Source organism: Caulobacter sp. CCG-8 (assembly GCF_037402475.1).
Classification (GTDB): domain Bacteria; phylum Pseudomonadota; class Alphaproteobacteria; order Caulobacterales; family Caulobacteraceae; genus Caulobacter.
Genome location: NZ_JBBEUD010000011.1, coordinates 21,630 through 45,279, shown reverse-complemented (window position 1 = coordinate 45,279; position 23,650 = coordinate 21,630). Strand labels below are relative to the sequence as shown.

Annotated in this window: 22 protein-coding genes and 1 tRNA gene; 14 read left to right on the top strand and 9 right to left on the bottom strand. The window is 72.1% G+C overall.

Translation table 11 applies throughout. The features are described from left to right. Positions 1-36: 36 nt before the first annotated feature. The 5 genes from WAE60_RS12400 to hemC all read right to left on the bottom strand — a co-directional run bounded on the left by WAE60_RS12400 (position 37) and on the right by hemC (position 4,421). A tRNA-Thr gene (locus WAE60_RS12400) sits at positions 37-112 on the bottom strand. A 95-nt stretch (positions 113-207) separates the two neighbouring features. Beyond that, positions 208-1,767: a heme biosynthesis HemY N-terminal domain-containing protein gene (locus WAE60_RS12395; RefSeq protein ID WP_029910570.1), complete on the bottom strand. Its 1,560-nt coding sequence runs from the start codon at positions 1,765-1,767 to the stop codon at positions 208-210. Further along, positions 1,764-2,708, bottom strand: coding sequence for a hypothetical protein (locus WAE60_RS12390; protein ID WP_337686769.1), 945 nt, complete (start codon positions 2,706-2,708; stop codon positions 1,764-1,766). The genes WAE60_RS12395 and WAE60_RS12390 overlap by 4 nt, the downstream gene beginning before the upstream one ends. A gap of 43 nt (positions 2,709-2,751) precedes the next feature. After that, positions 2,752-3,459 carry a uroporphyrinogen-III synthase gene (locus WAE60_RS12385; RefSeq protein ID WP_337686767.1) on the bottom strand — a complete coding sequence of 236 codons (708 nt, stop codon included), beginning with the start codon at positions 3,457-3,459 and terminating at the stop codon, positions 2,752-2,754. A gap of 5 nt (positions 3,460-3,464) precedes the next feature. Continuing rightward, positions 3,465-4,421, bottom strand: a complete 957-nt coding sequence (gene hemC, locus WAE60_RS12380) for a hydroxymethylbilane synthase (protein ID WP_337686766.1) — start codon at positions 4,419-4,421, stop codon at positions 3,465-3,467. A 71-nt stretch (positions 4,422-4,492) separates the two neighbouring features. Between hemC and tsaD the strand changes: the two genes are divergently transcribed. The 6 genes from tsaD to WAE60_RS12350 all read left to right on the top strand — a co-directional run bounded on the left by tsaD (position 4,493) and on the right by WAE60_RS12350 (position 8,907). Beyond that, positions 4,493-5,608: a tRNA (adenosine(37)-N6)-threonylcarbamoyltransferase complex transferase subunit TsaD gene (gene tsaD, locus WAE60_RS12375; protein ID WP_337686765.1), complete on the top strand. Its 1,116-nt coding sequence runs from the start codon at positions 4,493-4,495 to the stop codon at positions 5,606-5,608. Beyond that, positions 5,605-6,600 carry an NAD(P)H-dependent glycerol-3-phosphate dehydrogenase gene (locus tag WAE60_RS12370; RefSeq protein WP_337686764.1) on the top strand — a complete coding sequence of 332 codons (996 nt, stop codon included), beginning with the start codon at positions 5,605-5,607 and terminating at the stop codon, positions 6,598-6,600. The genes tsaD and WAE60_RS12370 overlap by 4 nt, the downstream gene beginning before the upstream one ends. Positions 6,601-6,701: 101 nt before the next feature. Next, on the top strand, positions 6,702-6,983 hold the full coding sequence (locus tag WAE60_RS12365; RefSeq protein WP_337686763.1) for a YciI family protein: 282 nt from the start codon (positions 6,702-6,704) through the stop codon (positions 6,981-6,983). Between the two features lie 152 nt (positions 6,984-7,135). Then, on the top strand, positions 7,136-7,504 hold the full coding sequence (locus WAE60_RS12360; RefSeq protein WP_337686762.1) for a Rieske (2Fe-2S) protein: 369 nt from the start codon (positions 7,136-7,138) through the stop codon (positions 7,502-7,504). A 61-nt stretch (positions 7,505-7,565) separates the two neighbouring features. Beyond that, complete coding sequence (locus WAE60_RS12355) at positions 7,566-8,066, top strand: hypothetical protein (RefSeq protein WP_337686761.1); 501 nt, start codon at positions 7,566-7,568, stop codon at positions 8,064-8,066. Positions 8,067-8,124: 58 nt separating this feature from the next. Beyond that, on the top strand, positions 8,125-8,907 hold the full coding sequence (locus WAE60_RS12350; protein ID WP_337686759.1) for a class I SAM-dependent methyltransferase: 783 nt from the start codon (positions 8,125-8,127) through the stop codon (positions 8,905-8,907). A 43-nt stretch (positions 8,908-8,950) separates the two neighbouring features. Here WAE60_RS12350 and WAE60_RS12345 read toward each other — a convergent pair whose 3' ends face one another. After that, positions 8,951-9,700 carry a creatininase family protein gene (locus WAE60_RS12345; protein ID WP_337686757.1) on the bottom strand — a complete coding sequence of 250 codons (750 nt, stop codon included), beginning with the start codon at positions 9,698-9,700 and terminating at the stop codon, positions 8,951-8,953. Positions 9,701-9,824: 124 nt separating this feature from the next. Between WAE60_RS12345 and WAE60_RS12340 the strand changes: the two genes are divergently transcribed. From WAE60_RS12340 to WAE60_RS12305, 8 genes are all read left to right on the top strand, one after another. After that, on the top strand, positions 9,825-10,484 hold the full coding sequence (locus WAE60_RS12340; RefSeq protein ID WP_337686756.1) for a peroxiredoxin: 660 nt from the start codon (positions 9,825-9,827) through the stop codon (positions 10,482-10,484). 220 nt (positions 10,485-10,704) lie between these two features. Continuing rightward, positions 10,705-12,645: an acetate--CoA ligase gene (acs, locus tag WAE60_RS12335; RefSeq protein ID WP_337686755.1), complete on the top strand. Its 1,941-nt coding sequence runs from the start codon at positions 10,705-10,707 to the stop codon at positions 12,643-12,645. Positions 12,646-12,680: 35 nt separating this feature from the next. Then, positions 12,681-13,286, top strand: coding sequence for an SRPBCC family protein (locus WAE60_RS12330; RefSeq protein WP_337686754.1), 606 nt, complete (start codon positions 12,681-12,683; stop codon positions 13,284-13,286). Further along, complete coding sequence (locus WAE60_RS12325) at positions 13,283-13,732, top strand: thiol-disulfide oxidoreductase DCC family protein (RefSeq protein WP_029910530.1); 450 nt, start codon at positions 13,283-13,285, stop codon at positions 13,730-13,732. The genes WAE60_RS12330 and WAE60_RS12325 overlap by 4 nt, the downstream gene beginning before the upstream one ends. A 10-nt stretch (positions 13,733-13,742) precedes the next feature. Beyond that, positions 13,743-15,431 carry a DUF4166 domain-containing protein gene (locus WAE60_RS12320; protein ID WP_337686751.1) on the top strand — a complete coding sequence of 563 codons (1,689 nt, stop codon included), beginning with the start codon at positions 13,743-13,745 and terminating at the stop codon, positions 15,429-15,431. Positions 15,432-15,504: 73 nt separating this feature from the next. Then, positions 15,505-18,375 carry a pitrilysin family protein gene (locus tag WAE60_RS12315; RefSeq protein WP_337686750.1) on the top strand — a complete coding sequence of 957 codons (2,871 nt, stop codon included), beginning with the start codon at positions 15,505-15,507 and terminating at the stop codon, positions 18,373-18,375. 93 nt (positions 18,376-18,468) lie between these two features. Further along, positions 18,469-19,287 carry a TIGR00730 family Rossman fold protein gene (locus tag WAE60_RS12310; protein WP_337686749.1) on the top strand — a complete coding sequence of 273 codons (819 nt, stop codon included), beginning with the start codon at positions 18,469-18,471 and terminating at the stop codon, positions 19,285-19,287. A 10-nt stretch (positions 19,288-19,297) separates the two neighbouring features. Next, complete coding sequence (locus WAE60_RS12305; protein ID WP_337686747.1) at positions 19,298-20,530, top strand: NAD(P)/FAD-dependent oxidoreductase; 1,233 nt, start codon at positions 19,298-19,300, stop codon at positions 20,528-20,530. 148 nt (positions 20,531-20,678) lie between these two features. Here the strand turns inward: WAE60_RS12305 and mscL are convergent, their stop codons facing one another. The 3 genes from mscL to WAE60_RS12290 all read right to left on the bottom strand — a co-directional run bounded on the left by mscL (position 20,679) and on the right by WAE60_RS12290 (position 23,580). Then, on the bottom strand, positions 20,679-21,098 hold the full coding sequence (mscL, locus tag WAE60_RS12300; protein WP_029910513.1) for a large-conductance mechanosensitive channel protein MscL: 420 nt from the start codon (positions 21,096-21,098) through the stop codon (positions 20,679-20,681). Between the two features lie 85 nt (positions 21,099-21,183). After that, positions 21,184-21,468: an integration host factor subunit beta gene (locus tag WAE60_RS12295; protein WP_007676040.1), complete on the bottom strand. Its 285-nt coding sequence runs from the start codon at positions 21,466-21,468 to the stop codon at positions 21,184-21,186. A gap of 144 nt (positions 21,469-21,612) precedes the next feature. Further along, complete coding sequence (locus WAE60_RS12290; RefSeq protein WP_337686741.1) at positions 21,613-23,580, bottom strand: DUF3857 domain-containing protein; 1,968 nt, start codon at positions 23,578-23,580, stop codon at positions 21,613-21,615. Positions 23,581-23,650: the final 70 nt, after the last annotated feature.

The window sequence follows — 23,650 nt, the reverse complement described above, 5'->3', positions numbered from 1 at the left end:
AGGCGGATGGGCGGCGGCGACACAGGTTTGGGAAGGTGGTGCCGCTTACAGGACTCGAACCTGTGACCCCCTCATTACGAATGAGGTGCTCTACCAGCTGAGCTAAAGCGGCGCGCTTCGTCTCCAGGCCCTTCCCCGGAAAGACGGGAAGCCCGGAAGACACTGGTGTTCCCGGCGCCAAATCACCGACCCGGCGCGAGGAGGGGCCTATTTAGCGGCGCGAGGGCCGCTTGCCAAGCGTCGGCGTGCGCCCGTTTTGCGACGGGGCGCCGGAGCGGGTTGTTCGGGCTCCGGAGACGGGGCCGCGTCGAAGCCGGCGGGGTCGAGTCCCAGCCCGATCCCGGGGTCGTCGGGGATGGGCATCAGCGCCCCGCCGGTCTCGGCCGCTCGGACGAACGGCGTGGATTCGGCGTAGGCCGAGGGCAGCTGCGGCAGCTCGCTCATCGTGCGCTCGCGGCGCTCGAACCGCGGATGGATCAGCTCGCCGGTCTCGGCGTAGCTGACGGTCAGCCGGGCCCAGTCGTCGCGGGCGTAGGCGAAGGCGCGGCCTTCGGGATCCAGGTCCGACCAGTCGGGCTCCTGCGGAGCGGCCACGCCCCGGGCCACCCAGGCGCGGGCCTCGTCGGCCTCGCCGCAGGCATAGGCCACGCGGGCCATCAGGCCGGCGATCCGCGCGGTCAGCTCTTCCTCGGGAAGCAGGCGGGCGGCGGCGCGGGCGGCGATCGGGTCGCCGCCGATCAGGGCGCTCTCGACCTTCAGCAGCCGGCTCTCGCGGGCCTCGGGCTTCAGATTGGCCAGGGACGCCAGGCGGGCGGCGCGCAGCTTGGGGGTCTCGCTGGTCTTCAGGTCGCGATAGGCCAGCCACAGGGCCGGGTGCGGGGCCTGCTTCCAGGCGGTCTCGATCAGGGTCCCGGCCTTGGCGGCCTTGCCGTCGGCGGCCTGCAGTCGGGCGGCCATCACCACGCCGGGCGCGAATTCGGGCTTGAGCCTGGCGGCCTGGGTCGCGAAGTCCAGGGCCTGGGCCAGGACCTTGGGGTCGTCGGAATCCTCGAGGTCGGCGGCCGAGGCGGCCAGCAGGGCCGCGCGGGCCCGCTCGGCCACCAGCGGCGGCACGATCTTGCGGTCCAGGGCGCCGCGCACCAGCTCCAGGGCGGCGGTCCAGTCGCCGGCCTCCAGCCGCGCCTCCAGCAGGGCGCGCCAGGCCCAGCGGGCGGTCTTGGCCAGGCCGTAGGCGGTCTCGGCGTGACGCAGGGCCAGGGCCTTGTCGCCCTCGGCCAGGGCGGTCTGCATCAGGCCGCGCAGCCCGGCCAGGCGCATCTCGGGAAAGCCGAGCATGGCGTTGTAGGCCTGGCGCGCGGCGACGTGGTCGCCGGCCGCCTCGGCGGCCTGGGCGGCCAGGACGCGGACCAGGGCCGGGGCGTCCTCGGCCAGCTCGGACGCCTTCTGGGCCAGGCGGCGCGCCTCGGAACCGTCGCCGGCCGCCACGGCCAGGAAGCCGCGCGACAGGGCCTCGACGCCCTGCTTGCGCTTGGCCTCGGCCCGGGCGCGGGCGGCGCGCTGCGGCGCCTCGACCACCCACAGCAGGCCGCGCCACAGGATGGTGGCCAGGAGGGCGGTGAACAGGGTCAGCAGGGCGGCGGCCGCGGCCGTCATCTCGACGCGCCAGCCCATCCAGTCGAGGCTGGCCGCGCCCGGCTCGCCGGTCAGGGCCACCACCGCCACCGCGATGGCGGCGACCACGAAGAAGACGAACGCCGCCCGGATCATGGAGCCACCGGCGCGGGGGGCGGGACGGCGACCGGCGGCGAATAGGACGGGACCTGGGCGGGCGCCATCGGGGCGTGGCTGGCCTGGACCAGGCCGGCCAAGGCGTCGGCGCGGATCGCGGCGATGTGGCGGTCGATCTCGATCCGGCGCTCGGCGGCGGCGCGCCAGGTCGCCAGCACGGTCTGGGCCGGGACGGGCAGGCTCTCCAGGGTGTTGAGCGCCCCTTCGATGTCGCCCTCGTTCAGCAGCTTCTGCGCCCGCGCCAGGACGGCGTCCGGCTTGTTGCCCTGGGTCGCGCCGACCTGGCGGATCGAGACGACGCTGGACAGGGCGTGCCGCAGCCGGGCCAGGAAGTCGGCGTTGCGGCCGGGGTCGCGGGCGGCGACGGCGGTGCGGCCGGCCAGGGTCTCGAACTCGTCGGCCAGGCCCGCGCGGGTGGGCGCGCCCTGCTGGGCCAGGCGCCCCAGGGTGCGCAGGTCCGGCGACAGGGGCAGGACCCGCTCCATCCCGGCCAGTTCCTCGGTGAAGGGCCGCGCGCCGCGGGCGGCGTCGGCCAGGGTGGCGGCGGCCAGGGCCGCGCCGGCCGCGTCGAGTGCCCGCTGCTGCCCCGTCTCGAGGGCCGACACGCGCCCCTCCAGCTGGGCCACGTCCTCGGACGCCGGCGGCGGGACCGCCGCGACGCTGGGCGCGCCGTAGGACGGCTGGCCCGGCCCGGTCTGGGCGGGCGGGGCGAAGCCGGCGACCGGCTGCTGGGCCGCGGGCGGCGTCTTGGCGCCGGCGAACCAGGTCGGACCGAATCGCGCCAGGGCGGCGCCGGCCGCGACACAGATCAGTCCGAAGGCGATCAGCGCCCAGAAGCCCGGCCCCAGGAGGCGGCGACGCCCATACAGCGCCGGGTCGCGCGGGGCGTCGGATTCAACGGGATCGGTCGCGAGCGTCATGCGCCATTCGTGCCCCACGCCGCCGCGCCGCGCAATGTTCAGCTTAGGACGCGAGCAGGTCCAGCAGCGCGGTTTCGGTCGGGTGCGGCGCGGACGTCACGGAGTCCAGCCGCCCGGTTTGCACGAGCGGCTCGAGCGGCGCGGCCACGGACGGCGACAGGCACAGCGCTCGAAGACTGGGCGCGGGACGCGCTTGCAGCACCCGCGCCAGCTTGCCCGCCGCGCGGGGCGAATGCAGGAGCACCGCCGCCAGGCTTCCCAGCTGGTCCAGGGTCTCCGGCGCCGGGTCGCGCTCGACCGTCTCGTAGACCGCCAAGCGCCGGGCCTTCAGCACCGCCGCCACGAGCGGCGAGATCAGGTCGCCGGCCGGCTCCAAGGCGCCCGGAACCAGCACCTCGCCCCCGATCCCCGACGCCCGCGCCGTGATCAGGGCCGCCAGGGCCCCGACGTCGCCGTCGGCCGAGGCCACCTCGCCGAAGCCGGCCTCGCGCGCGGCGCGGGCGGTGCGCTCGCCGACCGCGAAGACGGGACGGTCGCGGACCGCGCTCAGGCGAGCGAAGGCTTCCACGCCGTTGACGCTGGTGAAGGCCAGGGCCGCCACGCCGTCCAGGTCGACCGACGGCGACAGGGGAACCACCGCCAGCAACGGATCGACCAGCACCGGCAGCGCCATGGCCCGAAGCCGCCCGGCCGTCTCCTCCGCGCCCGGCAGGGCCCGGGTGATCCAGATCCTCGGCGCGGCGATCACCATGCGCCCTAGTCCGTGAGGATCAGGGCCGGACCGCCCTCGGCGCGGACGGCCGCGCCCAGCTCCAGGCCCAGGGCCCGGGCCTCGTCGGCGGCGTCCTCGCTGGACAGCACGACCGAGCCCTCGCGACGGAAGCGCAAGGCGCCGTCCGGGGTCAGGGCCTCGACGATCAGGGCCAGCTTCAGGCCGTCCAGCCGGGCGTGGGCGCCGACCGCCGTGCGGCACGAGCCCTCCAGGGCGTAGAGCGCCCCGCGCTCGGCGGCGACGGCCAGGGTCGTGGCCTGACAGCGCACCGCTTGCAGCCACGGCAAGTCGACGTCCTCGGCGCGGGTCTCGATGACCAGGGCGCCCTGGCCCGGCGCGGGCGGCGCGGCCAGGGGGTCGAGCCAGCTCCGGGTCAGGTGGCCCAGGCCCAGGCGGTTCAGGCCCGACTGGGCCAGCAGGATGGCGTCGGCCTCGCCGCGCTCCAGCTTGGCCAGGCGCGTGTCGACATTGCCGCGCAGCATCACGACCTCCAGGTCGGGCCGCACGTGCAGGGCCTGCGCTTGCCGACGCAGCGAGGCGGTGCCCAGGCGCGCGCCGCGGGGCAGGTCTTCCAGGCGCTCGCAGGTATGGCTGATGAAGGCGTCGCGCGGGTCCTCGCGCTCGGGCGTAGCGGCCAGGACGAGGCCGGGCGGCAGGACGGCCGGCATGTCCTTCAGCGAATGGATGGCGCAGTCGATGCGGCCGTCTAGCAGGGCCTCTTCGATTTCCTTGGTGAACAGGCCCTTGCCGCCGATCTCCATCAGGCGGCGGTCCTGGATGCGGTCGCCGCTGGTGACGATCGGGATCAGCTGGGCGTAGGCCTCGATGTCGCTCACGCCGTCCCAACCCAGGGCCTTGGCGATGCGGGCCTGCATCAGGCCGGATTGGGCCAGCGACAGCTTGGAGCCGCGCGCGCCGATACGGATGGGTTGCCGGGACAAGGTTCGAACGTTACCTGCAAGATCGAAAGACGCCTTCGCTGCTACAGGAGCGGCGAAGCGCCCGCAACCGAATGACCCCCTTAAGGAAAATGGGCCTCACCGTACTCGGACTGGAAACCAGCTGCGACGAGACCGCCGCGTCCGTCGTGCGCCGGGACGAAGACGGCCGCGTTACGGTGCTGTCGTCGATCGTCGGCACCCAGTTCGAACAGCACGCCCCGTTCGGCGGCGTGGTGCCCGAGATCGCCGCCCGCGCCCATGTCGAGGCCATCGACGCGGTGGCGGCCGAGGCGATGCGCGCGGCCGGGATCGGCTTCGACGCCCTGGACGGCGTGGCCGCGACGGCCGGGCCGGGCCTGGTGGGCGGGGTGATGGTGGGCCTGGCGTTCGGCAAGGCCGTGGCCCTGGCCCGCGACCTGCCGCTGGTGGCGGTCAACCACCTGGAGGGCCACGCGGTCTCGGCCCGGCTGGGGGCGTCGATCGACTATCCGTTCCTGCTGCTGCTGGTCTCGGGCGGGCATTGCCAGCTGCTGGAAGTGGCGGGCGTGGGCGCCTGCACGCGCCTGGGCACCACGATCGACGACGCGGCCGGCGAGGCCTTCGACAAGATCGCCAAGAGCCTGGGCCTGCCCTATCCCGGCGGCCCCGCCCTGGAGAAGCTTGCGGCGTCCGGAGACCCTTCGAAATTCGACCTGCCCCGGGCCCTGGTGGGCCGCAAGGACTGCGACTTCTCGTTCTCGGGCCTGAAGACCGCCGCCGCCCGGCTGGCCGAGAAGATCCCAGATGATCAGGCTGGCGCGCAGCAGCGCGCCGACCTGGCCGCCTCGGTCCAGTTCGCCATCGCCCGCCAGCTGTCCGAGCGCACCGACCGGGCGATGAAGGCCTATGCCGAGCGCCATCCGGGCCAGGTCCTGCGCTTCGTCGTGGCCGGCGGGGTGGCGGCCAACGGCGCGGTGCGCGCGGCCCTGCAGAAGAACTGCGCCGACAACGGCTTCACCTTCGACGCCCCGCCCCTGGCCTATTGCACCGACAACGCCGCCATGATCGCCCTGGCCGGGGCCGAGCGGCTGGCGGTCGGGATCTCCGACGATCTGGACGCCGTGGCGCGTCCGCGTTGGCCGTTGGACGAGGCGGCGGCGTTATCCAATCCGAGCAACAGTTTCGGTCGCAAGGGAGCCAAGGCATGACCTTTCAGCACGTCGGCGTCGTGGGCGCCGGAGCCTGGGGCACGGCCCTGGCCCAGGTCGCCGCCCGGGCCGGCCTGAAGGTCTCGATCCAGGCGCGCGAGCCCGAGGTGGTCGAGGCGATCAACACGAGGCGCGAGAACAGCGTCTTCCTGCCCGGCATCGCCATCGAGCCGTCGGTGACCGCCGTGGCCGACATGGCCGGCCTGGCCGACTGCGACCTGATCCTGGCCGTGCCGCCGGCCCAGCACCTGCGCTCGGCCATGGCCGCCCTGAAGCCGCACCTGAAGCCCGGCGTCCCGGTGGTGCTGTGCTCCAAGGGCGTCGAGCAGGGCTCGCTGAAGCTGATGACCGAGGTGGCGGCCGAGGCCCTGCCGGGCGTGGCCATCGCCGTGCTGTCGGGGCCCAGCTTCGCCGCCGAGGTGGCCAAGGGCCTGCCCGCCGCCGCCACCCTGGCCTGCGAGGACGAGACGCTGGGCAAGCAGATCGTCGAGGCGATCGCCATCCCGACCTTCCGTCCCTACTGGGCCGCCGACGTGATCGGGGCCGAGGCCGGCGGGGCGGTGAAGAACGTCCTGGCCATCGCCTGCGGCATCTCCGAGGGCAAGGGCCTGGGCCGCAACGCCCACGCCGCCCTGATCACCCGCGGCTTCGCCGAACTGACCCGCCTGGCCGTGGCGGCCGGCGGCAAGGCCGAGACCGTCGCGGGCCTGTGCGGCCTGGGCGACCTGGTCCTGACCTGCTCCAGCAGCCAGTCGCGCAACATGAGCGTCGGCCTGGCCCTGGGCGGCGGCCAGACCCTGGAACAGGCCCTGGCCGGCAAGGTCTCGGTGGCCGAAGGCGTCGCCTCGGCCCCCGCCGTGCGCGCCCTGGCCCGCAAGCTGGGCGTCGAGACCCCGATCTGCGAGGCCGTCGCCGCCATCCTGGCCGGCGAGGTCGATGTCGACAGCGCCATCCTGGGCCTGCTGTCGCGGCCTCTGAAGGCCGAAGCCTAGGACGACACAGGGGACACACACTCACCCCACGATCCCCGATCATCTTGCAAGGACAGACGCGTGAGTGTGTGTCCCCACCTTCATCCCGAAAGGATCCGCCCATGCCGCTGTTCGCCATCGTCTGCCGGGACAAGCCCGACGCGCTCGAGACCCGCCTGGCCACCCGGCCCGAGCATCTGGAATACCTGGCGCAGTCCAAGGTCCTGAAGCTGGCCGGCGCCCTGCTGGGCGACGACGGCAATCCGGTGGGCTCGATCCTGATCGTCGAGGCCGACGACATCTCGGCCGCCCAGGCCCAGGCCGACAACGACCCCTACACCAAGGCCGACATCTTCGAGAGCGTCACGATCAATCCGTGGCGGCTGGCGGTGGGGTCGCTCTAACTTCCCTGGCAATAAAGGTTGTCATCCCGGAAACGCGAAGCGTTGTCCGGGACCCAGGTGAACCGCACCGCTTCCGCCCAGTCCCCTGGGTCCCGGACAGCCCCTCCGGGGCTTCCGGGATGACAACGGGTGGGGGAATCTTGAACGAGCCCATGTCACGAACCGACCCCGACAATCCGGCCCGCCCCGCGCCCGGGACCGTGCTGTGCCCGCTGGACGAGATCGCCTCGCCCGGCGCGCGGGGCTTCCGGTTCCGCGCCGACGACGCGGTGTTCGCCGGCTTCGTGGTCCGGCGCGGCGAGGCCGTGGTGGGCTATGTCGACAGCTGCCCGCACGCCGGCTGGCCGCTGGCCGGGCCGAACGGGCGGTTCCTGACCCGCGAGAACGACCTGATCCTCTGCGCCGGCCACGCGGCCCTGTTCCGGATCGAGGACGGGGCGATGGTGGCCGGTCCCTGCCAGGACGTCGCCCTGACGCCCTGGCCGGTGCGGGTGGTGGACGGCGCCGTCGTCACCGCCTGAGCGAACGCCGGTCGCCAAACGCTGCGGCCAAGGTTAGGGTCCGCGCCACAGGGGGCGCGCCATGGACATCATTCTGCTGCAGCCGGGCGATCCGGACATCGTCTACGCCCCGGCCAATCCCAGGATCGACGGCCTGCCCGCCGCCGTGATCGGCGGCTTCGATCCCAGCCTGTGCGTCCAGCTGACCGCCTTCGGCCAGGACCTGAAGGCCCCCGCCTCCACGACAGCGCCGCCGGCCACGACGTTCACCGTGGTCAAGCCGGTCGATATCCTGTCGGTGAAGCTCTACGAGTTCTGCCTGCGGGCCAGACCCCTGGGCGAAGGTCACGACCGTCCCACCTGGCTGCATCGGGTGAGCAACGGCGTCCTGGCGCTCAGCATCGCCCTGCGCGACGCGGTGATCGCCGACATCCAGCTGCAGGGCCAGGCCGACGGCTCGACCGTCGAGCGCCTGACCCTGGCCCCCTCGGAGATGCTGTGGACCTACAACACGCCGGGCAGGGGCTCGCTGCACACCGGCTGGAGCACCCTGCAGAATCGGCCGATCGCCAGCTTCACCTGACCGTTCCTTAACCCCTTGGGCTTACGGTCCCCGCCGACGCAAACGGGGAAGCCGCGCCATGGCCGACGGGTCCAATCCGAATTTCGACGCCGCCCTGACCGACGCCGAGGACGCGCGCGGGGCCGGCGACAAGCTGCGCTCGCTGACCAAGATCAACCCGCGCTTCGCCGCCACCCTGGCCCGCACGATGCTGGCCAGGCGCGACCACGCCGTGGTCGAGGCCTTCAACGCCCACAGCGAGACGGTCGGCTACGAGTTCACCTCGGGCTGGGCCTCGAACAACATCCCGTTCGTGACCCCGCTGCTGCGCGACTTCGCGGCCAAGCGCGGCGACGCGGCCATCCGCTACCTGGAGATCGGGGCCTATGAGGGCCGCAACCTGGCCTTCATGGACTGGCTGATCCCCGGGCGCCTGGACGTGACCGTGATCGATCCCTGGTTCGACGAAGCCCTGAACCCGGAAGAGAAGTACCACGCGGTCGAGCCGCGCTTCCGCCGCAACATGGCCAAGACCGGCTTCCGGTCGATGACGGCCCACAAGGGCTTCTCGACCTACGAGCTGCCCAGGATGCTGGCCGCCGGCGAGCAGTTCGACCTGATCTATGTCGACGGCAGCCACACGGCCCTGGCCGTGCTGATCGACCTGTGCTTCTGCGCCAGCCTTCTGAGCGTGGGCGGCATGGTGGTGCTGGACGACTACTGGCACGACATCAGCGAGATCGGCGGCCCGGGCGTGAAGCAGGCCACCGACCAGTTCTTCAACGCCTTCGGCCGCTATTTCGAGATCACCGCCGTATACCGCCAGGTGGCGCTGACGAAGATCGCGGAAATCCCGCGGTAGATACGATTGGGGACAGGCGCATGCGCCTGTCCCCATCCGCGACCTAGACCCGCGCCTCCGCCGAGAACTCCGCCAGATCCTCGATCAGCGACTTGGCCGCCTGGGCCACCAGCGCCCCGCCCTTCTCGGGCGTGGCCTGGGCGGGGTCCGAGCCCATGCGGCCGTCTGCGTAGCGGGCACGGAAGTCCAGGGCCTCGCGGATCGGGCCGGTCGGCGCGATCCTCGGCGAATAGTCGACGGTCTTGATGGTGTCGGGATAGCCCCACTGGGTCACCGCGATCTCCGACGGCGTCGCATGGCTGCCGTGGCCGGTCGGGAACTGCTGGTTGGCCAGGCCCATCACGCCCTTCAGGTCCCACCAGTTCTTCAGCTTCAGGGCGAAGGGCGCGCGTTCCTTGCGGAAGCTGTACTCGGCGTAGATTTCCGAGAACGCCGCCTCGATCGAGGCCACGTTGCCGCCGTGCCCGTTCAGGAAATAGATCTTCTCGAAGCCGTGGGCGCCCAGCGAGCGCACCCAGTCGCCGATCGCGGCGATGAAGGTCGAGGGCCGCAGGAAGATGGTGCCCGGGAAGGCCAGGTGATGCTGGGCCATGCCGACATTGAAGGTCGGGGCCACCAGCACCGTGTCCGAAAGCTTCGAAGCCTCGTGCGAGATGATCTCCGGGCACAGCCAGTCGGTGCCCAGGAGGCCCGTGGGACCGTGCTGCTCGTTGGACCCGATCGGCACCACCACCGTCTTCGAGGTCGCCAGGTAAGCCTCGATCTCGGGCCAGGTCGAAAGGGCGAGCAGCATGACTGGAAACTCCGCGAGAAATCCTGGGCGGCGCTGGGGAGGGCGCGCGCCTACAAACTGAGGACGGCTTTACGCCCATCCCCGGGTGAAGCCGACCCCATTCTTGCGGCCAGGAGAGACAGCCATGACGCTCAAGCTCGGCGACATCGCGCCCGACTTCACCCAGGACACCACCGAGGGCCCGATCCACTTCCACGACTGGGCCGACGGCAAGTGGGTGGTGCTGTTCTCCCACCCCAAGGACTTCACCCCGGTCTGCACCACCGAGCTGGGAACCGTGGCGCGCCTGAAGCCTGAATTCGACAAACGCGGCGTCAAGGTGATCGGCCTGTCGGTCGACCCGGTGGAGAACCACGCCAAGTGGGCCGCCGACATCGCCGAGACGCAGGGGACCGCCCCGAACTTCCCGATGATCGGCGACACCGACCTGAAGGTCTCCAAGCTCTACGGCATGCTGCCGGCCGACACAGCGGGCGGCTCGGACGGCCGGACCGCCGCCAACAACGCCACGGTGCGCAACGTCTTCATCATCGCGCCCGACAAGACCATCAAGCTGATCCTGGTCTATCCGATGACCACGGGCCGCAACTTCGACGAGATCCTGCGGGTCATCGACTCCATGCAGCTGACCGCCGCCCACAAGGTGGCCACGCCCGCCGACTGGAAGCAGGGCCAGGACGTGATCATCGTGCCCGCCGTCAGCGACGAGGACGCCAAGACGCTGTTCCCGGCGGGTTGGACCACCCACAAGCCCTATCTGCGGACGACCAAGCAGCCGGGGTGAGGCATGCACCCAGGCCCTCCCCCTCTGGGGGAGGCGATCGCGAAGCGATCGGTGGGGGGATAGTGCCGAGCGGCCGGATCACTCCCCCCTCCGTCGGCTTCGCCGACACCTCCCCCACAGGGGGAGGACCTGAACAGGCTGAAAAACACTATTGGTCTTCTTGCTTCCGCCACACCGCCGCGCATAACTCCGCCGCAACAAGCCTAAGGGAGTAGACGGCGTGAGCGACGGACAGGTTTTTCCGGTTCCCGACGACTGGGCGGGCAAGGCCCATATCGACGCCGCCGGCTATGAGGCCGCGCTGGCGCGGATCGAGGCCGACCCCGAGGGCTATTGGCGCGACCTGGCCGGGCGGCTGGACTGGATCCAGGCCCCGACGAAGATCAAGGACGTCTCCTACGCCAAGGACGACTTCCGCATCCACTGGTACGCCGACGGCGTGCTGAACGTCAGCGCCAACTGCATCGACCGCCACCTGCCGCACCGCAAGGACGACGTGGCCCTGGTGTTCGAGGGCGACGAGCCGGGCGTTTCGTTCAAGGTCACCTACGGCGAGCTGCACGAGCAGGTCTGCCGGATGGCCAACGTGCTGAAGGCCGAGGGCGTCCAGAAGGGCGACCGGGTCACCATCTACCTGCCGATGATCCCGCTGGCGGCCGTGGCCATGCTGGCCTGCGCGCGGATCGGGGCGATCCACTCGGTGGTGTTCGGCGGCTTCTCGCCGGACTCGATCGCCGGCCGCATCCAGGACTGCGCCTCGCGGTTCGTGATCACCGCCGACGAGGGCCGTCGCGGCGGCAAGCGCGTGCCGCTGAAGGCCAATATCGACAAGGCCCTGGAGCACTGCCCCTGGGTGGGCAAGGTGCTGATGGTGCGCTGGACGGGCGCGGACGTGCCGCTGGTCCACGGCCGCGACATCGTCTGGGACGACGTCAAGGACACCGTCTCGGCCGCTTGCGAGCCCGAGCCGATGAACGCCGAGGACCCGCTGTTCATCCTCTACACCTCCGGCTCGACAGGGAAGCCCAAGGGCGTGCTGCACACCACCGGCGGCTACCTGGCCTGGGCCAGCTGGACCCACGAGGTCGTGTTCGACTACCGCCCCGGAGAGGTCTTCTGGTGCACCGCCGACGTCGGCTGGGTCACCGGCCACAGCTACGTCGTCTACGGCCCGCTGGCCAACGGCGGGACCAGCCTGATCTTCGAGGGCGTGCCCAACTATCCGACCCCCGCCCGCTTCTGGGAGGTGGTCGACAAGCACAAGGTCGAGATCTTCTACACCGCCCCCACGGCCCTGCGCGCCCTGATGCGCGAGGGCGACGACTGGGTGACCAGGAACGACCTTTCGTCCCTGCGCCTGCTGGGCAGCGTCGGCGAGCCGATCAATCCGGAAGCCTGGCTCTGGTACCACCGCGTGGTCGGCAAGGACCGCCTGCCGATCGTCGACACCTGGTGGCAGACCGAGACCGGCGGCATCCTCGTGTCGCCCCTGCCCGGCGCCACGGCCCTGAAGCCCGGCTCGGCCACCAAGCCCCTGCCGGGCGTCAAGCTCCAGCTGGTCGACGCCGAGGGCAAGGTCCTGGAGGGGGCGACCGAGGGCAACCTGGTCATCACCGACAGCTGGCCGGGCCAGATGCGCACGGTCTACGGCGACCATGGCCGCTTCTTCGACACCTACTTCTCGGCCTATCCGGGCAAGTACTTCACCGGCGACGGCTGCCGCCGCGACGCCGACGGCTACTACTGGATCACCGGCCGGGTCGACGATGTGATCAACGTCTCGGGCCACCGCCTGGGCACGGCCGAGATCGAGAGCGCCCTGGTCGCCCACGACACCGTCGCCGAGGCGGCCGTGGTCGGCTATCCGCACGACATCAAGGGCCAGGGCGTCTACGCCTACGTCACCCTGAAGGCGGGCGTCGAGGCCACCGACCAGTTGCGCAAGGACCTGATCCTCTGGGTGCGCCAGGAGATCGGGCCGTTCGCCGCCCCGGACGTCCTGCAGTGGGCGCCGGGCCTGCCCAAGACCCGCTCGGGCAAGATCATGCGCCGCATCCTGCGCAAGATCGCCGAGAACGAGCTGGGCAGCCTGGGCGACACCTCGACCCTGGCCGACCCGTCGGTGGTCGACGACCTGGTGAAAAATAGGGCCAAGGCCTGATGCGCTAGGGCGGGAAACTCGGCTAGGCTCGGCCCATGCTTGGCCGAGCCTCCGTCGTCGCGTTCCTCGTCCTGGCGGCCCCCGCGGCCGCCATGGCGCGGGACAACAGGGCCCAGGAGCCCAACCCCGACTGGCTGCACAAGATCGAGAGCGGCGAGGTCGCGCTGGAGGCCCACACCGACCCCAGCGGCCGGGGCGGTCAGGTGCGGGCGATGATCGACATCGCCGCCCCGCCGGAGACGGTCTGGGCCGCCATCCTCGACTGCGACCGGGCCGCCCGCATGACCCCCAGCGTCAAGAGCTGCCGGGTGCTGTCGCGCGACGCCGGCGACCGGGTGGAACTGCGCGAGCACGTGGTCAAGTGGAGCTTCCTGCTGCCGGCCCTGCACTCGACCTCGCGCCTGACCCTGGAGCCCTATCGGCGGATCACGTTCCGCTGCGAGGCGGGCGACATCAAGGACTGCGAGGGCCAGTGGCTTCTGGAGCCGCGCGAGGGCGGCAAGGCCACCCGCGTGACCTATGAGAACCGGGCCACCGCGCCCTTCGGCCTGCCCAACGGCGTGACGACCATGGCCATGCGCCGCGACGTGCCCGCCGCCCTGCGGGCCCTGCGCCGCGAGAGCGTGGCGGCGGCGCGATGAGTCCAGAAGACGTGGGAGCGCCCGACGCGCCCATCCCTGACGCGCTGTGGCTGTTCGACGGCGTCTGCAACCTGTGCTCGGGCTCGGTCCGGGCGGTGCTGGCCATCGACCGCAAGGGCCTGATCCGCTTCACCCCGATCCAGTCGGCCTACGGGCGGCGGCTGGCCCTGGAGCACGGCATCGACCCGGACCAGCCGACCAGCTTCCTGTTCCTCGATCGCGGCCTGGCGCTGGAGAAGAGCGCGGCGGTGCTGGCCCTGCTGCGCCGACTGGGCTGGCCCTGGTCGTGGCTGGCGGTCGTCGGCGTCCTGCCGAGGTCCTGGCTGGACGGCGCCTACGACTGGCTGGCCGCCAACCGCTACCGGCTGATGGGCAAGCGCTCGACCTGCATGCTGCCCACGCCCGAGCAGAAGGCCCGCTTCGTGCTGGAGCCCCCTCTTCGATGAAGACGACGTCATGACCGCCGGGTCCAGACGCATCGTCCTGGTCGGCGCCAGCGGCGTCTTCGGCCGACGCCTGGCGGCGATGATCGCCCGCTGGCCGGACATCGTCCTGGTGCTGGCGGCCCGCGACCTGTCCCGGCTGGAAGCCGTGGCCGCCGACCTGGCCGCAACCAGGCCCGCCGCGAGGATCGAGCTCGCCCGCCTGGATCGCCTGGACCCCAGGGGCCTGCCGGCCCTGGCCCCGTGGGCGGTGATCGACGCCGCCGGACCGTTCCAGGGCCAGGACCACGCCTTCCCTCGCGCCGTGCTGGCGGCCCGCGCCCACTATGTCGACCTGGCCGACGCCCGCGACTTCGTGGCCGGCTTCCCGGCGGCGCTGGACGACGCGGCGCGCGCCGCCGGACGCTGGGCGATCACCGGCGCCAGCTCGACCCCGGCCCTCAGCCACGCCGCGCTGGACGTCCTGACCGCCGGCTGGACCCGGATCGACCGGGTGGAAGCCGCGATCTCACCGGGCGCGCGAGCTCCCCGAGGACTCTCGGTGGTCCGCGCCATCCTGGCCTGGGCCGGGGCGCCGGTGCGGGTGTTCGCCCAGGGGCGCTGGACCACCCGCCCCGGCTGGAGCGGCCCGCGCCGCACCGCCTTCCCGGGCCTGGGCCGACGCTGGTCCAGCCTGGCCGAAACGCCCGACCTCGACCTGCTGCCCTCCCGCTTCCACGTCCGCCGCGACGCGGTCTTCCGGGCCGGGCTGGAGCTGCCCGTCCTGCACCTGGGCCTGTGGGCGCTGAGCGGGCTTCGGCGGATGCGCCTGGTCTCGACGCTCGAGCCCCTGGCGGTCCTGCTCAGCGGGGCGGCGGGCCTGGTCGCGCCGCTGGGCTCGGACCGCGGCGGCATGGTGGTCGAGGCCGAGGGACTGGACGCGGACGGCGTCCATCGCCTGGCGCGCTGGGGCCTGTGGGCCGAGGCCGGCGCGGGGCCGCACACCCCGGCCGCCCCCGCGGCGGCGGTCCTGCGGGCCCTGCTCGACGGCCGCCTGGGTCAGCCCCGCGCCGCGCCCTGCGTCGGCCTGGTCGACCTCGACGCCGTCCTGCGCCCGCTGCGCGACCTGCCGATCCGCACCGGGCTGGAGCGCCAGCGCCCGGACGCGCCGGGCCTCTTCCCCCGCCTGCTGGGCGAGGCCTGGCCGGTCCTGCCCGAGGGCGTCCGCCACGCCCATGCCGGCGTCGCGCCCGTCACCCTGACCGGACAGGCCCGAGGCCGCGGCGCGCCCGGCCTGCCCGCCCTCGTCCGCCGGCTGCAGGGCATGCCGCCGGCCGGCCTGCACGCGACGAGGGTGACGATCGCGCCGACGGACGGCGGCGAGCGCTGGACCCGCCGGTTCGGCGACCGCACCTTCGGCTCGGTGATCCGGCCGACCCGGGGCGATCCCTGGACCTTCGAGGAGACCGTCGCGCCCCTGACCTTCCGGTTCACCGCCGCGCCCTATCCGGGCGGCTTCTCGTGGATCTTCGACGGCTGGCGGGCGGGGCCCCTTCCCCTGCCCCGCGCCTGGGCGCCGCGCGTCCGGGCCCGGACCTTCGCGCGCGACGGCGTCTACCGCTTCCGGGTCCTGGTCGCCCACCCGTGGCTGGGCGTGATCTTCGGCTATGCCGGGCGCCTGGACGCGCGGTTGAGTCCGCCGGGCGATGCTCGCGCTTCATGACAAGACGGTAATCTTGGCACCCCGCAGCCGGATGCTAGGGTCGCGCCTTGCCGTTTCCGGAGCGCCGTCCCTCATGATCCGTCCCGCCGCCAAGGCCGCCCTCGTCGCGCTGGCCCTCTCGACCACCGCCCTTTCCCCGCTGGCCCACGCCCAGGCCCCCGCGAGCGCCCCCATGGCCACCGGCGTGGCCGTGCCGCCGATCGTCTACAAGCAGCGGACCCTGGCCAACGGCCTGAAGGTCTACACCTCGCGCGACGCGACCACGCCGAACGTGACGGTGCAGGTCTGGTACGGGGTGGGCAGCAAGGACGACCCCGAGGGCCGGTCCGGCTTCGCGCACCTCTTCGAACACCTGATGTTCAAGTCGACGCGCAACATGCCCAACGAGTTCTTCGACCGGCTGACCGAGGACGTGGGCGGGTTCAACAACGCCTCCACCTACGACGACTTCACCAACTATTACGAGGTCGTGCCGGCCAACCACCTGCAGCGGCTGCTGTGGGCCGAGAGCGAGCGCCTGGGTTCGCTGGTCATCGACGAGGCGGTGTTCAAGTCCGAGCGCGACGTGGTCAAGGAGGAGCTGCGCCAGCGGGTGCTGGCCAATCCCTACGGCCGCTTCTTCGCCCTGAACATCACCAAGGCCTCGTTCGACAAGCACCCCTACCATCGCCCGGGCATCGGCTCGATCGAGGAGCTGGACGCGGCCACGGTCGACGACGTGCGCGCCTTCCACCAGGAATACTACCGCCCCGACAACGCCGCCCTGATCGTGGTCGGCAATTTCGACGAGGCGCAGCTGAACGCCTGGATCGACCAGTATTTCGCGCCGCTGAAGGTCCCCGCCGCGCCGATCAAACAGGTGACCGTGGTCGAGCCGGCCCGCACCGCCTCCAAGGTCGTCACCACCTACGGTCCCAACGTGCCGCTGCCGGCCGTGGCCATGACCTGGCTGGCCCCGGCCGCCGCCGATCCGGACGTCCCCGCCCTGGCGGTGCTGGACGCCGTCCTGTCGGCCGGCAAGTCGTCGCGGCTCTATGACAGCCTGGTCTACGACCAGAAGATCGCCCAGCAGATCTTCTCGTCCGCGCCCAGCAACGCCCAGCCGGGCCTGTTCTACGTCGGCGCCGTCATGGCCGGCGGCAAGACGGTCGAGCAGGGCGAGGCGTCGCTGAGCGCCCAGGTCGCCAAGCTGCGCACGACCCCGCCCACCGAGGCCGAGCTGGCCGAGGCCAAGGCCGGACTGCTGGCCGACGCCGTGCGCGGCCGCGAGACCATCGACGGCCGCGCCTTCGCGCTTGGATATGCCCTGCGCACCGAGGGCGACGCCGAGCGGGCCAACACCGACCTGGCCGCCCTGCAGGCGGTGACCGCCGCCGACGTCCAGCGCGTGGCCGCCAAGTACCTGGCCGACGACCGCAAGGTGACGGTCCGCTACCTGCCGGAATCGGCCAAGCCGGCCGGCGCGCCCGACCCGTTCCCCGCCCCGCCGAAGGTGGCCTCGGTGACCTACAGCGGGCCGGTCACCGCCCTGGCGCCGGAAGGGCAGCGCGTGGCTCCGCCCGCCCCCGGCGCGCCGGTGTCGCCGGTCCTGCCCGCGCCGGTCGAGAAGACCCTGGCCAACGGCCTGCGGGTGATCGTCGCCAAGTCCAGCGACCTGCCGCTGATCACCGCCGACCTGACCGTGCGCGGCGGCTCGGGCTCGGACCCGGCCGGCCTGGCGGGCGTCTCGGCCATGACCGCCGAGCTGCTGACCGAGGGCACCAAGACCCGCACCGCCACCCAGGTGGCCGCCGCCACCGAGGCCCTGGGCGCCAATCTGGAGGCCGGCTCGGGCTGGGAGGCCTCGTCCCTGACCCTCAGCGTCATCGCCGACAAGGCCCCGCAGGGCCTGGCGATCATGGCCGACGTCGCCCAGAACCCGACCTTCAAGGCCGACGAGCTGGAGCGCGTGAAGACCGAGGCCCTGGACGGCCTGTCGGTCAGCTACCAGCGGCCCGGGGCCGTGGCCGGCTTCGTCGTGCCCACCGTGATCTACGCCGGCTCGGGCTTCGGCCATGTGGCGGGCGGCACGCCCGACTCGCTGCCGAAGATCCAGCGCGACGCCCTGGTCAAGACCCACGCCGCCAACTGGCGCCCGGACAACGCCATCCTGGTGCTGACCGGCGACCTCACGCCCGAACAGGGCTTCGCCTTGGCGCAAGACGCGTTCGGCGGCTGGGCCAAGCCCGCCGGTCCGCCGCCGGCCCCGGTCAAGGGTCCGACCGGCTACACCGCCAAGAACGTCATCATCGACCTGCCCGGCACCGGCCAGGCCGCGGTCACGGTGACCAAGCCGGCCATCCTGCGCGCCGACCCGCGCTACTACGCCGGCCTGGTGGCCAACGGCGTGCTGGGCGGCGGCTACTCGTCGCGCCTGAACCAGGAGATCCGCATCAAGCGCGGCCTGTCGTACGGCGCCGGCTCCAGCCTGTCGCCGCGCGCGGCCATCGGCGGCTTCTCGGCCAGCGTCCAGACCAAGAACGAGTCCGCCGCCCAGGTGGTGGGGCTGGTCAAGGGCGAGCTGACCCGCCTGGCCGCCGAACCGGCCTCGAGCGCCGAGCTGGCGGCCCGCAAGTCGGTGCTGGTCGGCGACTTCGGCCGCGACCTGGGCACCTCGGGCGGTCTGGCCGACATCCTGGGCAACCTGGCGATCTACGGCGTGCCGCTGAACGAGATCCAGGCCTATACGGGCAAGGTCGAGGCGGTCAGCGCCGCCGACGTCCAGGCCTTCTCCAAGGCCGTGCTCGACCCGGCCCAGGCCAGCGTGATCGTGGTCGGCGACGCCAAGACCATGGGCGCCGACGTCAGGACGGCCCTGCCCGGCGCCGTGCAGATCCCGATCGACCAGCTGGACCTGGACAGCCCGACGCTGAAGAAGGCTCCGACGCCGAAGAAGGCAAAGTAGCCCCTAAGCCCGGTGGGGACACGCCAAGGGCATGTCCCCACCGGGCGGCTCGGGCTATGGAGGCTTCGGGGGGCAACGCGTTCGGAGCACCAGATGAGCGACCACACCAGCATCCCCGAACCAACCGACCAGATGGCCTCGCCGTCGTACCGGCTGGCGGCGCTGGACCAGGACTTCCTGCTGGGCGAATCCATGCGGGGCGTGCGGTTCCTGCTGGAGTTCGCCAAGGCCGACGAGGCGCTCAAGGCCTGGGGCGTGCGCTCTACCATCGTGGTGTTCGGCAGCGCCCGGGTGCGCGAGGACGGGCCCGGAACCCAGGCCCGCTGGTACGCCGAGGCCCGGCGCTTCGGCCGCATCGCCTCCGAGCGCGGCGGGGCCATCCACGCCAGCGACGGGGTGCGCGACAACGTCATCGCCACGGGCGGCGGCCCCGGCGTGATGGAGGCGGCCAACCGCGGGGCCTTCGACGCCGGCGCCCCCTCGGTGGGCTTCAACATCACCCTGCCGCACGAGCAGCGGCCCAATCCCTACGCCACGCCGGACCTGTCGTTCCGCTTCCACTACTTCGCCATGCGCAAGATGCACCTGGCGATGCGGGCCAACGCCCTGGTGGTGTTCCCCGGCGGCTTCGGCACCTTCGACGAGCTGTTCGAGATCCTGACCCTGCGCCAGACCGACAAGGCGCCGCGCATCCCCATCGTGCTGTTCGACGAGGCCTATTGGCGCTCGGTGGTCAATCTCGACGCCCTGGTCGAGCACGGCATGATCAACGCCGCCGACCTGGAGCTCTTCCGCTTCGCCGAGAGCGCCGAGACGGTATGGTCCAGCCTGCTGGCCTGCGGGCTCAAGCCCGGCGAGTCCATCGAGCTGGAGCCGGAACAGGCTCCTGCGGCGGAGCCCGCGACGACATGACCGAGGTCCCATGACAGACATCGACGTCGCCATCATCGGCGCCGGCGCCGCCGGCCTGTCCGCCGCCCGGACCCTGGCGTCCGCGCCGCTGAACGTGGTGGTGCTGGAGGCCCGGGACCGGATCGGCGGCCGGGCCCATACCGAGACCCTGGCCGGCCTGCGCCTGGACCTGGGCTGCGAGTGGCTGCATTCGGCCGACCACAACCCCCTGGTCGCGCCGATCGCCGGCTCGGGCCTGACCATCGACAAGACCCCGCCGCCGTGGGCCAGCCCCCAGGCCACGCCCACCCTGACCGCCGAGGAGCGCCAGGCCTACGGCGCGGCCTTCGCGGCGTTCGACGAACGGGTGGAGGCCGCGGCCTGCGAGCCGGAGGACCGGCCGGCCTCGGACCTGCTGGAGCCCGGCGGGCGCTGGAACCCGCTGCTGAACGCCTTCAGCAGCTACTACAACGGCGAGGCCTTCGACCTGGTCTCGGTCAAGGACTACGCCGCCTACGACGACAGCGAGGTCAACTGGCGGGTGGCCGAGGGTTATGGGACGGGCATCACCGGCCTGGCGCCCCAGGGCGTGCGCTTCGTCGGCGGCTGCCCCGTCTCGCTGCTGCGCCACGACGGGCCGCGCCTGAGGCTGGAGACGCCCAAGGGCGTGGTCCAGGCCCGGGCGGCCGTCATCTGCGTCCCCACGGCCGTCCTGGCGGCCGGAGGCCTGCGCATCCTGCCCGAGCTTCCCGCCAAGCTGGCCGCCGCCGAGGGCCTGCCGCTGGGCGTGGCCGACAAGGTGTTCCTGAAGCTGGACGAGCCCGAGGCCTTCGCGGCCGAGTCCATGGTCTATGGCGCGCCCGACCGTACGGCGACGGGCGCCTATCACCTGCGCCCGCTGGGGCGGCCGATCATCGAGGCGTTCTTCGGCGGGGCCCACGCCCGCGCCCTCGAGGCCGAGGGTCCGGGCGCGTCGGCCGCCTTCGCGATCGAGGAACTGGTCGGCGTCTACGGCTCGGGCCTGCGGAGCCGGGTGTCGGTGCTCGCCAAGACCGCCTGGGCGTCCGATCCCTGGGCCGGCGGCTCCTACTCCCACGCCCTGCCCGGCCGGGCCGGCGAGCGCGCCGTCCTGGCCGCGCCGGTGGACGGCCGGCTGTTCTTCGCCGGCGAGGCCTGCTCGCCCCATGCGTTCTCGACGGCCCACGGGGCGTGGGAGACCGGGGAACGGGCGGCGCGGGAGGTGCTGGCGGCGTTGGGGGTCTAAAACTCGAACCTCCGCTCATCCCGGCGAATGCCGGGACCCAGATCCCATAGCGATGTGGCGAGTTGGAAGAACTCAGCGCTTATGGCGTCAGCCTCAAAGCCATTCCATCTGGGTCCCGGCATTCGCCGGGATGAGCGGATCAAAGAGTCTAGCCCTTCTTCGCCAGCAAATCCCGGATCTCGGTCAGCAGCTTCTCCTCCGGCGTCGGCGCCGGCGGCGCTTCGGGCGCGGGGTCGCCGGCCTCGGCGCGGCGGATCTGGTTGACCAGCTTGACCAGCAGGAACACCACCAGCGCCACGATCAGGAACTGGATCACGGTGTTGATGAAGGCGCCGTACTGGATCGCCACCAGCTCGACCGTTTCGGTCGCCGGGTTCTCGGGCCTGAGCACCCACTGCAGCTTCGAAAAGTCCAGCCCGCCGGTCGCCAGGCCGATGGGGGGCATGATCACGCCGTCGACCAGGCTCTTGACGATCGAGTTGAAGGCCGCGCCGATGATCACGCCGACGGCCAGATCGATGACGTTGCCGCGCGCGATGAATTCGCGGAATTCCTTGACGATGCTCATGCCGAACCTCTTCCGACTGGGGGTCGGAAGAGCTGAACGCGTTCGCCTCCGGGGGTCAAGCGCCCGGGGATCGGCTCGTGGGGGTCTATTCGTCGGCGTTCAGGCGGCCGCGCAGTTCCTTGCCGCTCTTGAAGAACGGCACATGCTTGGCGCGCACGTCGACGGTCTCGCCGGTGCGGGGGTTGCGGCCGGCGCGGGCCGGGCGCGAGCGCACCGAAAGGGCGCCGAAGCCCCGGAGCTCCACGCGGCCCCCTTCTTCCAGCGCACCGATCATGCGTTCGAGAATGACGCCGACGACGCGCTCGACATCCTTCTGGGTCAGGTGCGGATTCTCGTTCGCGAGCCTGGCGATGAGTTCGGACTTGATCATCGATATCCCCGACGCGCCAAAGCAGCCCTAGGGGGAGAGGGCCCGACGCGCGTGCGACCTTTGCCCAAGCAAGCCTGAGTCTTCAAGGGGAAAGCTTGCCTAACGCGGGCTTTTGAGTCGGGCAGGCGACAGGCCACGACGACCTCAAAGCCCCTTCGGCGCCCGGACGATCTTGGCTTCCGACGCCGCCTTGCGCAGCTGCCGGTTGGTCTCTTCGGCCGCGGCGAACGGGATTTCCCGGACCTGGCTGGAGGTCGTCCGCTCGAACCGGGCGACACCGCCGGACAGCACGCTGGTCTGGAGGCTGCGGGCGCCGCCGATCGTCTCGTCGCTGTTGGGGCCCTTGACGCTGAACCCCGCACCGGCGCGCGGCACGACGATCTCGGTCACCGTCCGCGAGAAGGTCGGATAGGCCACGGCGTAGGGCGCCTCGCTGTTCGGCCCCGGCTCGCGGCGCGGCAGGGCCTTGGCCTGGCCGTCGCCCGTGCCCGGGATATGGAACTCGCGCACGCCCAGGTCGTCGTTGAGGCGCCAGTCCAAGGTCGCGTCGCCCGTGAGGGTCAGGGTCATGGTCCCGTCGTCGGCGCGAGCCCAGTCGACGGTCTTGAACTCGATCCAGCTGAGGCCCGAGGACAGGCCCTGCTTGAGGGCGCGCTCGACGTCGGGGCGACTGGCGGCCTCGGTCACCCGCGCCATCGACCGCGCGGCGTCGCCGCGGACGATCATGGTCATCTTGGTGGGGGCCGGCGCGTCGAGGCCGGCCGAGGCGTCGATGCGCAAGGTCAGGTCGCTGTCCGGCGCGGTCAGCGGCGGCTGCTCGATCTCGACCAGGCCGGTCCCGCTCGCCTGGATGGGCAAGCCCCAACGATAGCCGGGCGGGCGCAGGGTCGAAAGGCCGCCGCGGTCTCCCGTGCGGGTGCCGTCCAGCCAGTAGACCGCGCCGTCGATGCGGGCCCGCACCAGGACGTGGTTGAACTGGGCGGCGCTGGGCGTGCGCTGGTCCAGGCCGTCGCCGCCGCCCGTCGACACCAGCACCGGCTCGGCCTGGACGCCCAGCTCGCGCAGCAGGGCCAAGAGCAGGGCAGTCTTGGCCTTGCAGTCACCGAACCGCCGCGACCAGGTCAGGTCGGCCGGGGTGGGGCGATAGCCGCCGTCGCCCATGCCCAGGAACAGGTAGCGGGTCTTGTCCTCGACCAGCTGCAGGGCGGCGAAGGCCCTGACCTTGGGGTCCTGGCTGGCGGCGGCGATCGCGGCCGCCTCGGCCTTGAGGGGCGAGTCGGCCGACAGGGTCGAGGCCTCGGCGAACAGCGGCGCCATGCGGGCCGAGATCTCGTCCCAGCTTCGGAAGGTCGAGGCCTCCAGCTGGCCCACGCGCAGGAACCGCGTCGGCGCGCCGACCGGCGGCTTGGGCGCGGTGGCGTTGGCGACGTCGACCAGCAGCTCGCGGGTCTTGCCGCTGGCCAGGACCTTGGGCTCGGGGAAGCCGGGCAGCAGCTTCCAGGCCATCGGCACGCCGTCGGGCCAGATCAGCCGCACGCGATAGCGCGAGGCCACGCCGGACCAGGCCATGCGTTCGGAATCGTTGCTGGCGCCGCCGAACAGCGGCTCGCTGTGCTTGAGGCTGTAGGACCAGTCGACGACGTCGCCGACCTGCAGGTCGTTGAGCTGGATGCTGGCGGTCATCCGCCCGTCCAGCATGGCCCGCTCCATGTTCTTCTCGCGCCGCAGGACCAGCACGTCCTTGCCGCCCTTGAGCAGGTCAATCGTCTGCCCGTTCCGCACGATGGACAGGCCGTGAAGGGTCAGGGTTTCGCGGTCGGGATCCCAGGTCATGGACCGCGAGCCCGACGAGGCCAGGCCCTCGGGCTTGGTGATCCGCACGACCCGGCGGTTGTAGTAGGTGATCCCCTGGGCGTCGGCGAAGGCATGGTTGTCGTCCAGCAGGGTCTGGATGGCCGGCGGCGGGGTCTCGTCCGGCGCGGCGGGGATCGGGGCCGGCTGCACCCACTTGGCCGGCGGGGCGTAGATCGGCTTGTCGTCCGCCAGGGCCGAGCCCGCGCCGAACAGACCCCAGGCGAGGATCGCGGCCGCGGCCGCCAAGGATTTCAGCACGACGACGCCCCCAAAGCCACGCGGCGCGTACGCGCGCACCACAACCTTAAGCCGTCGTAGCAAGCTTGCG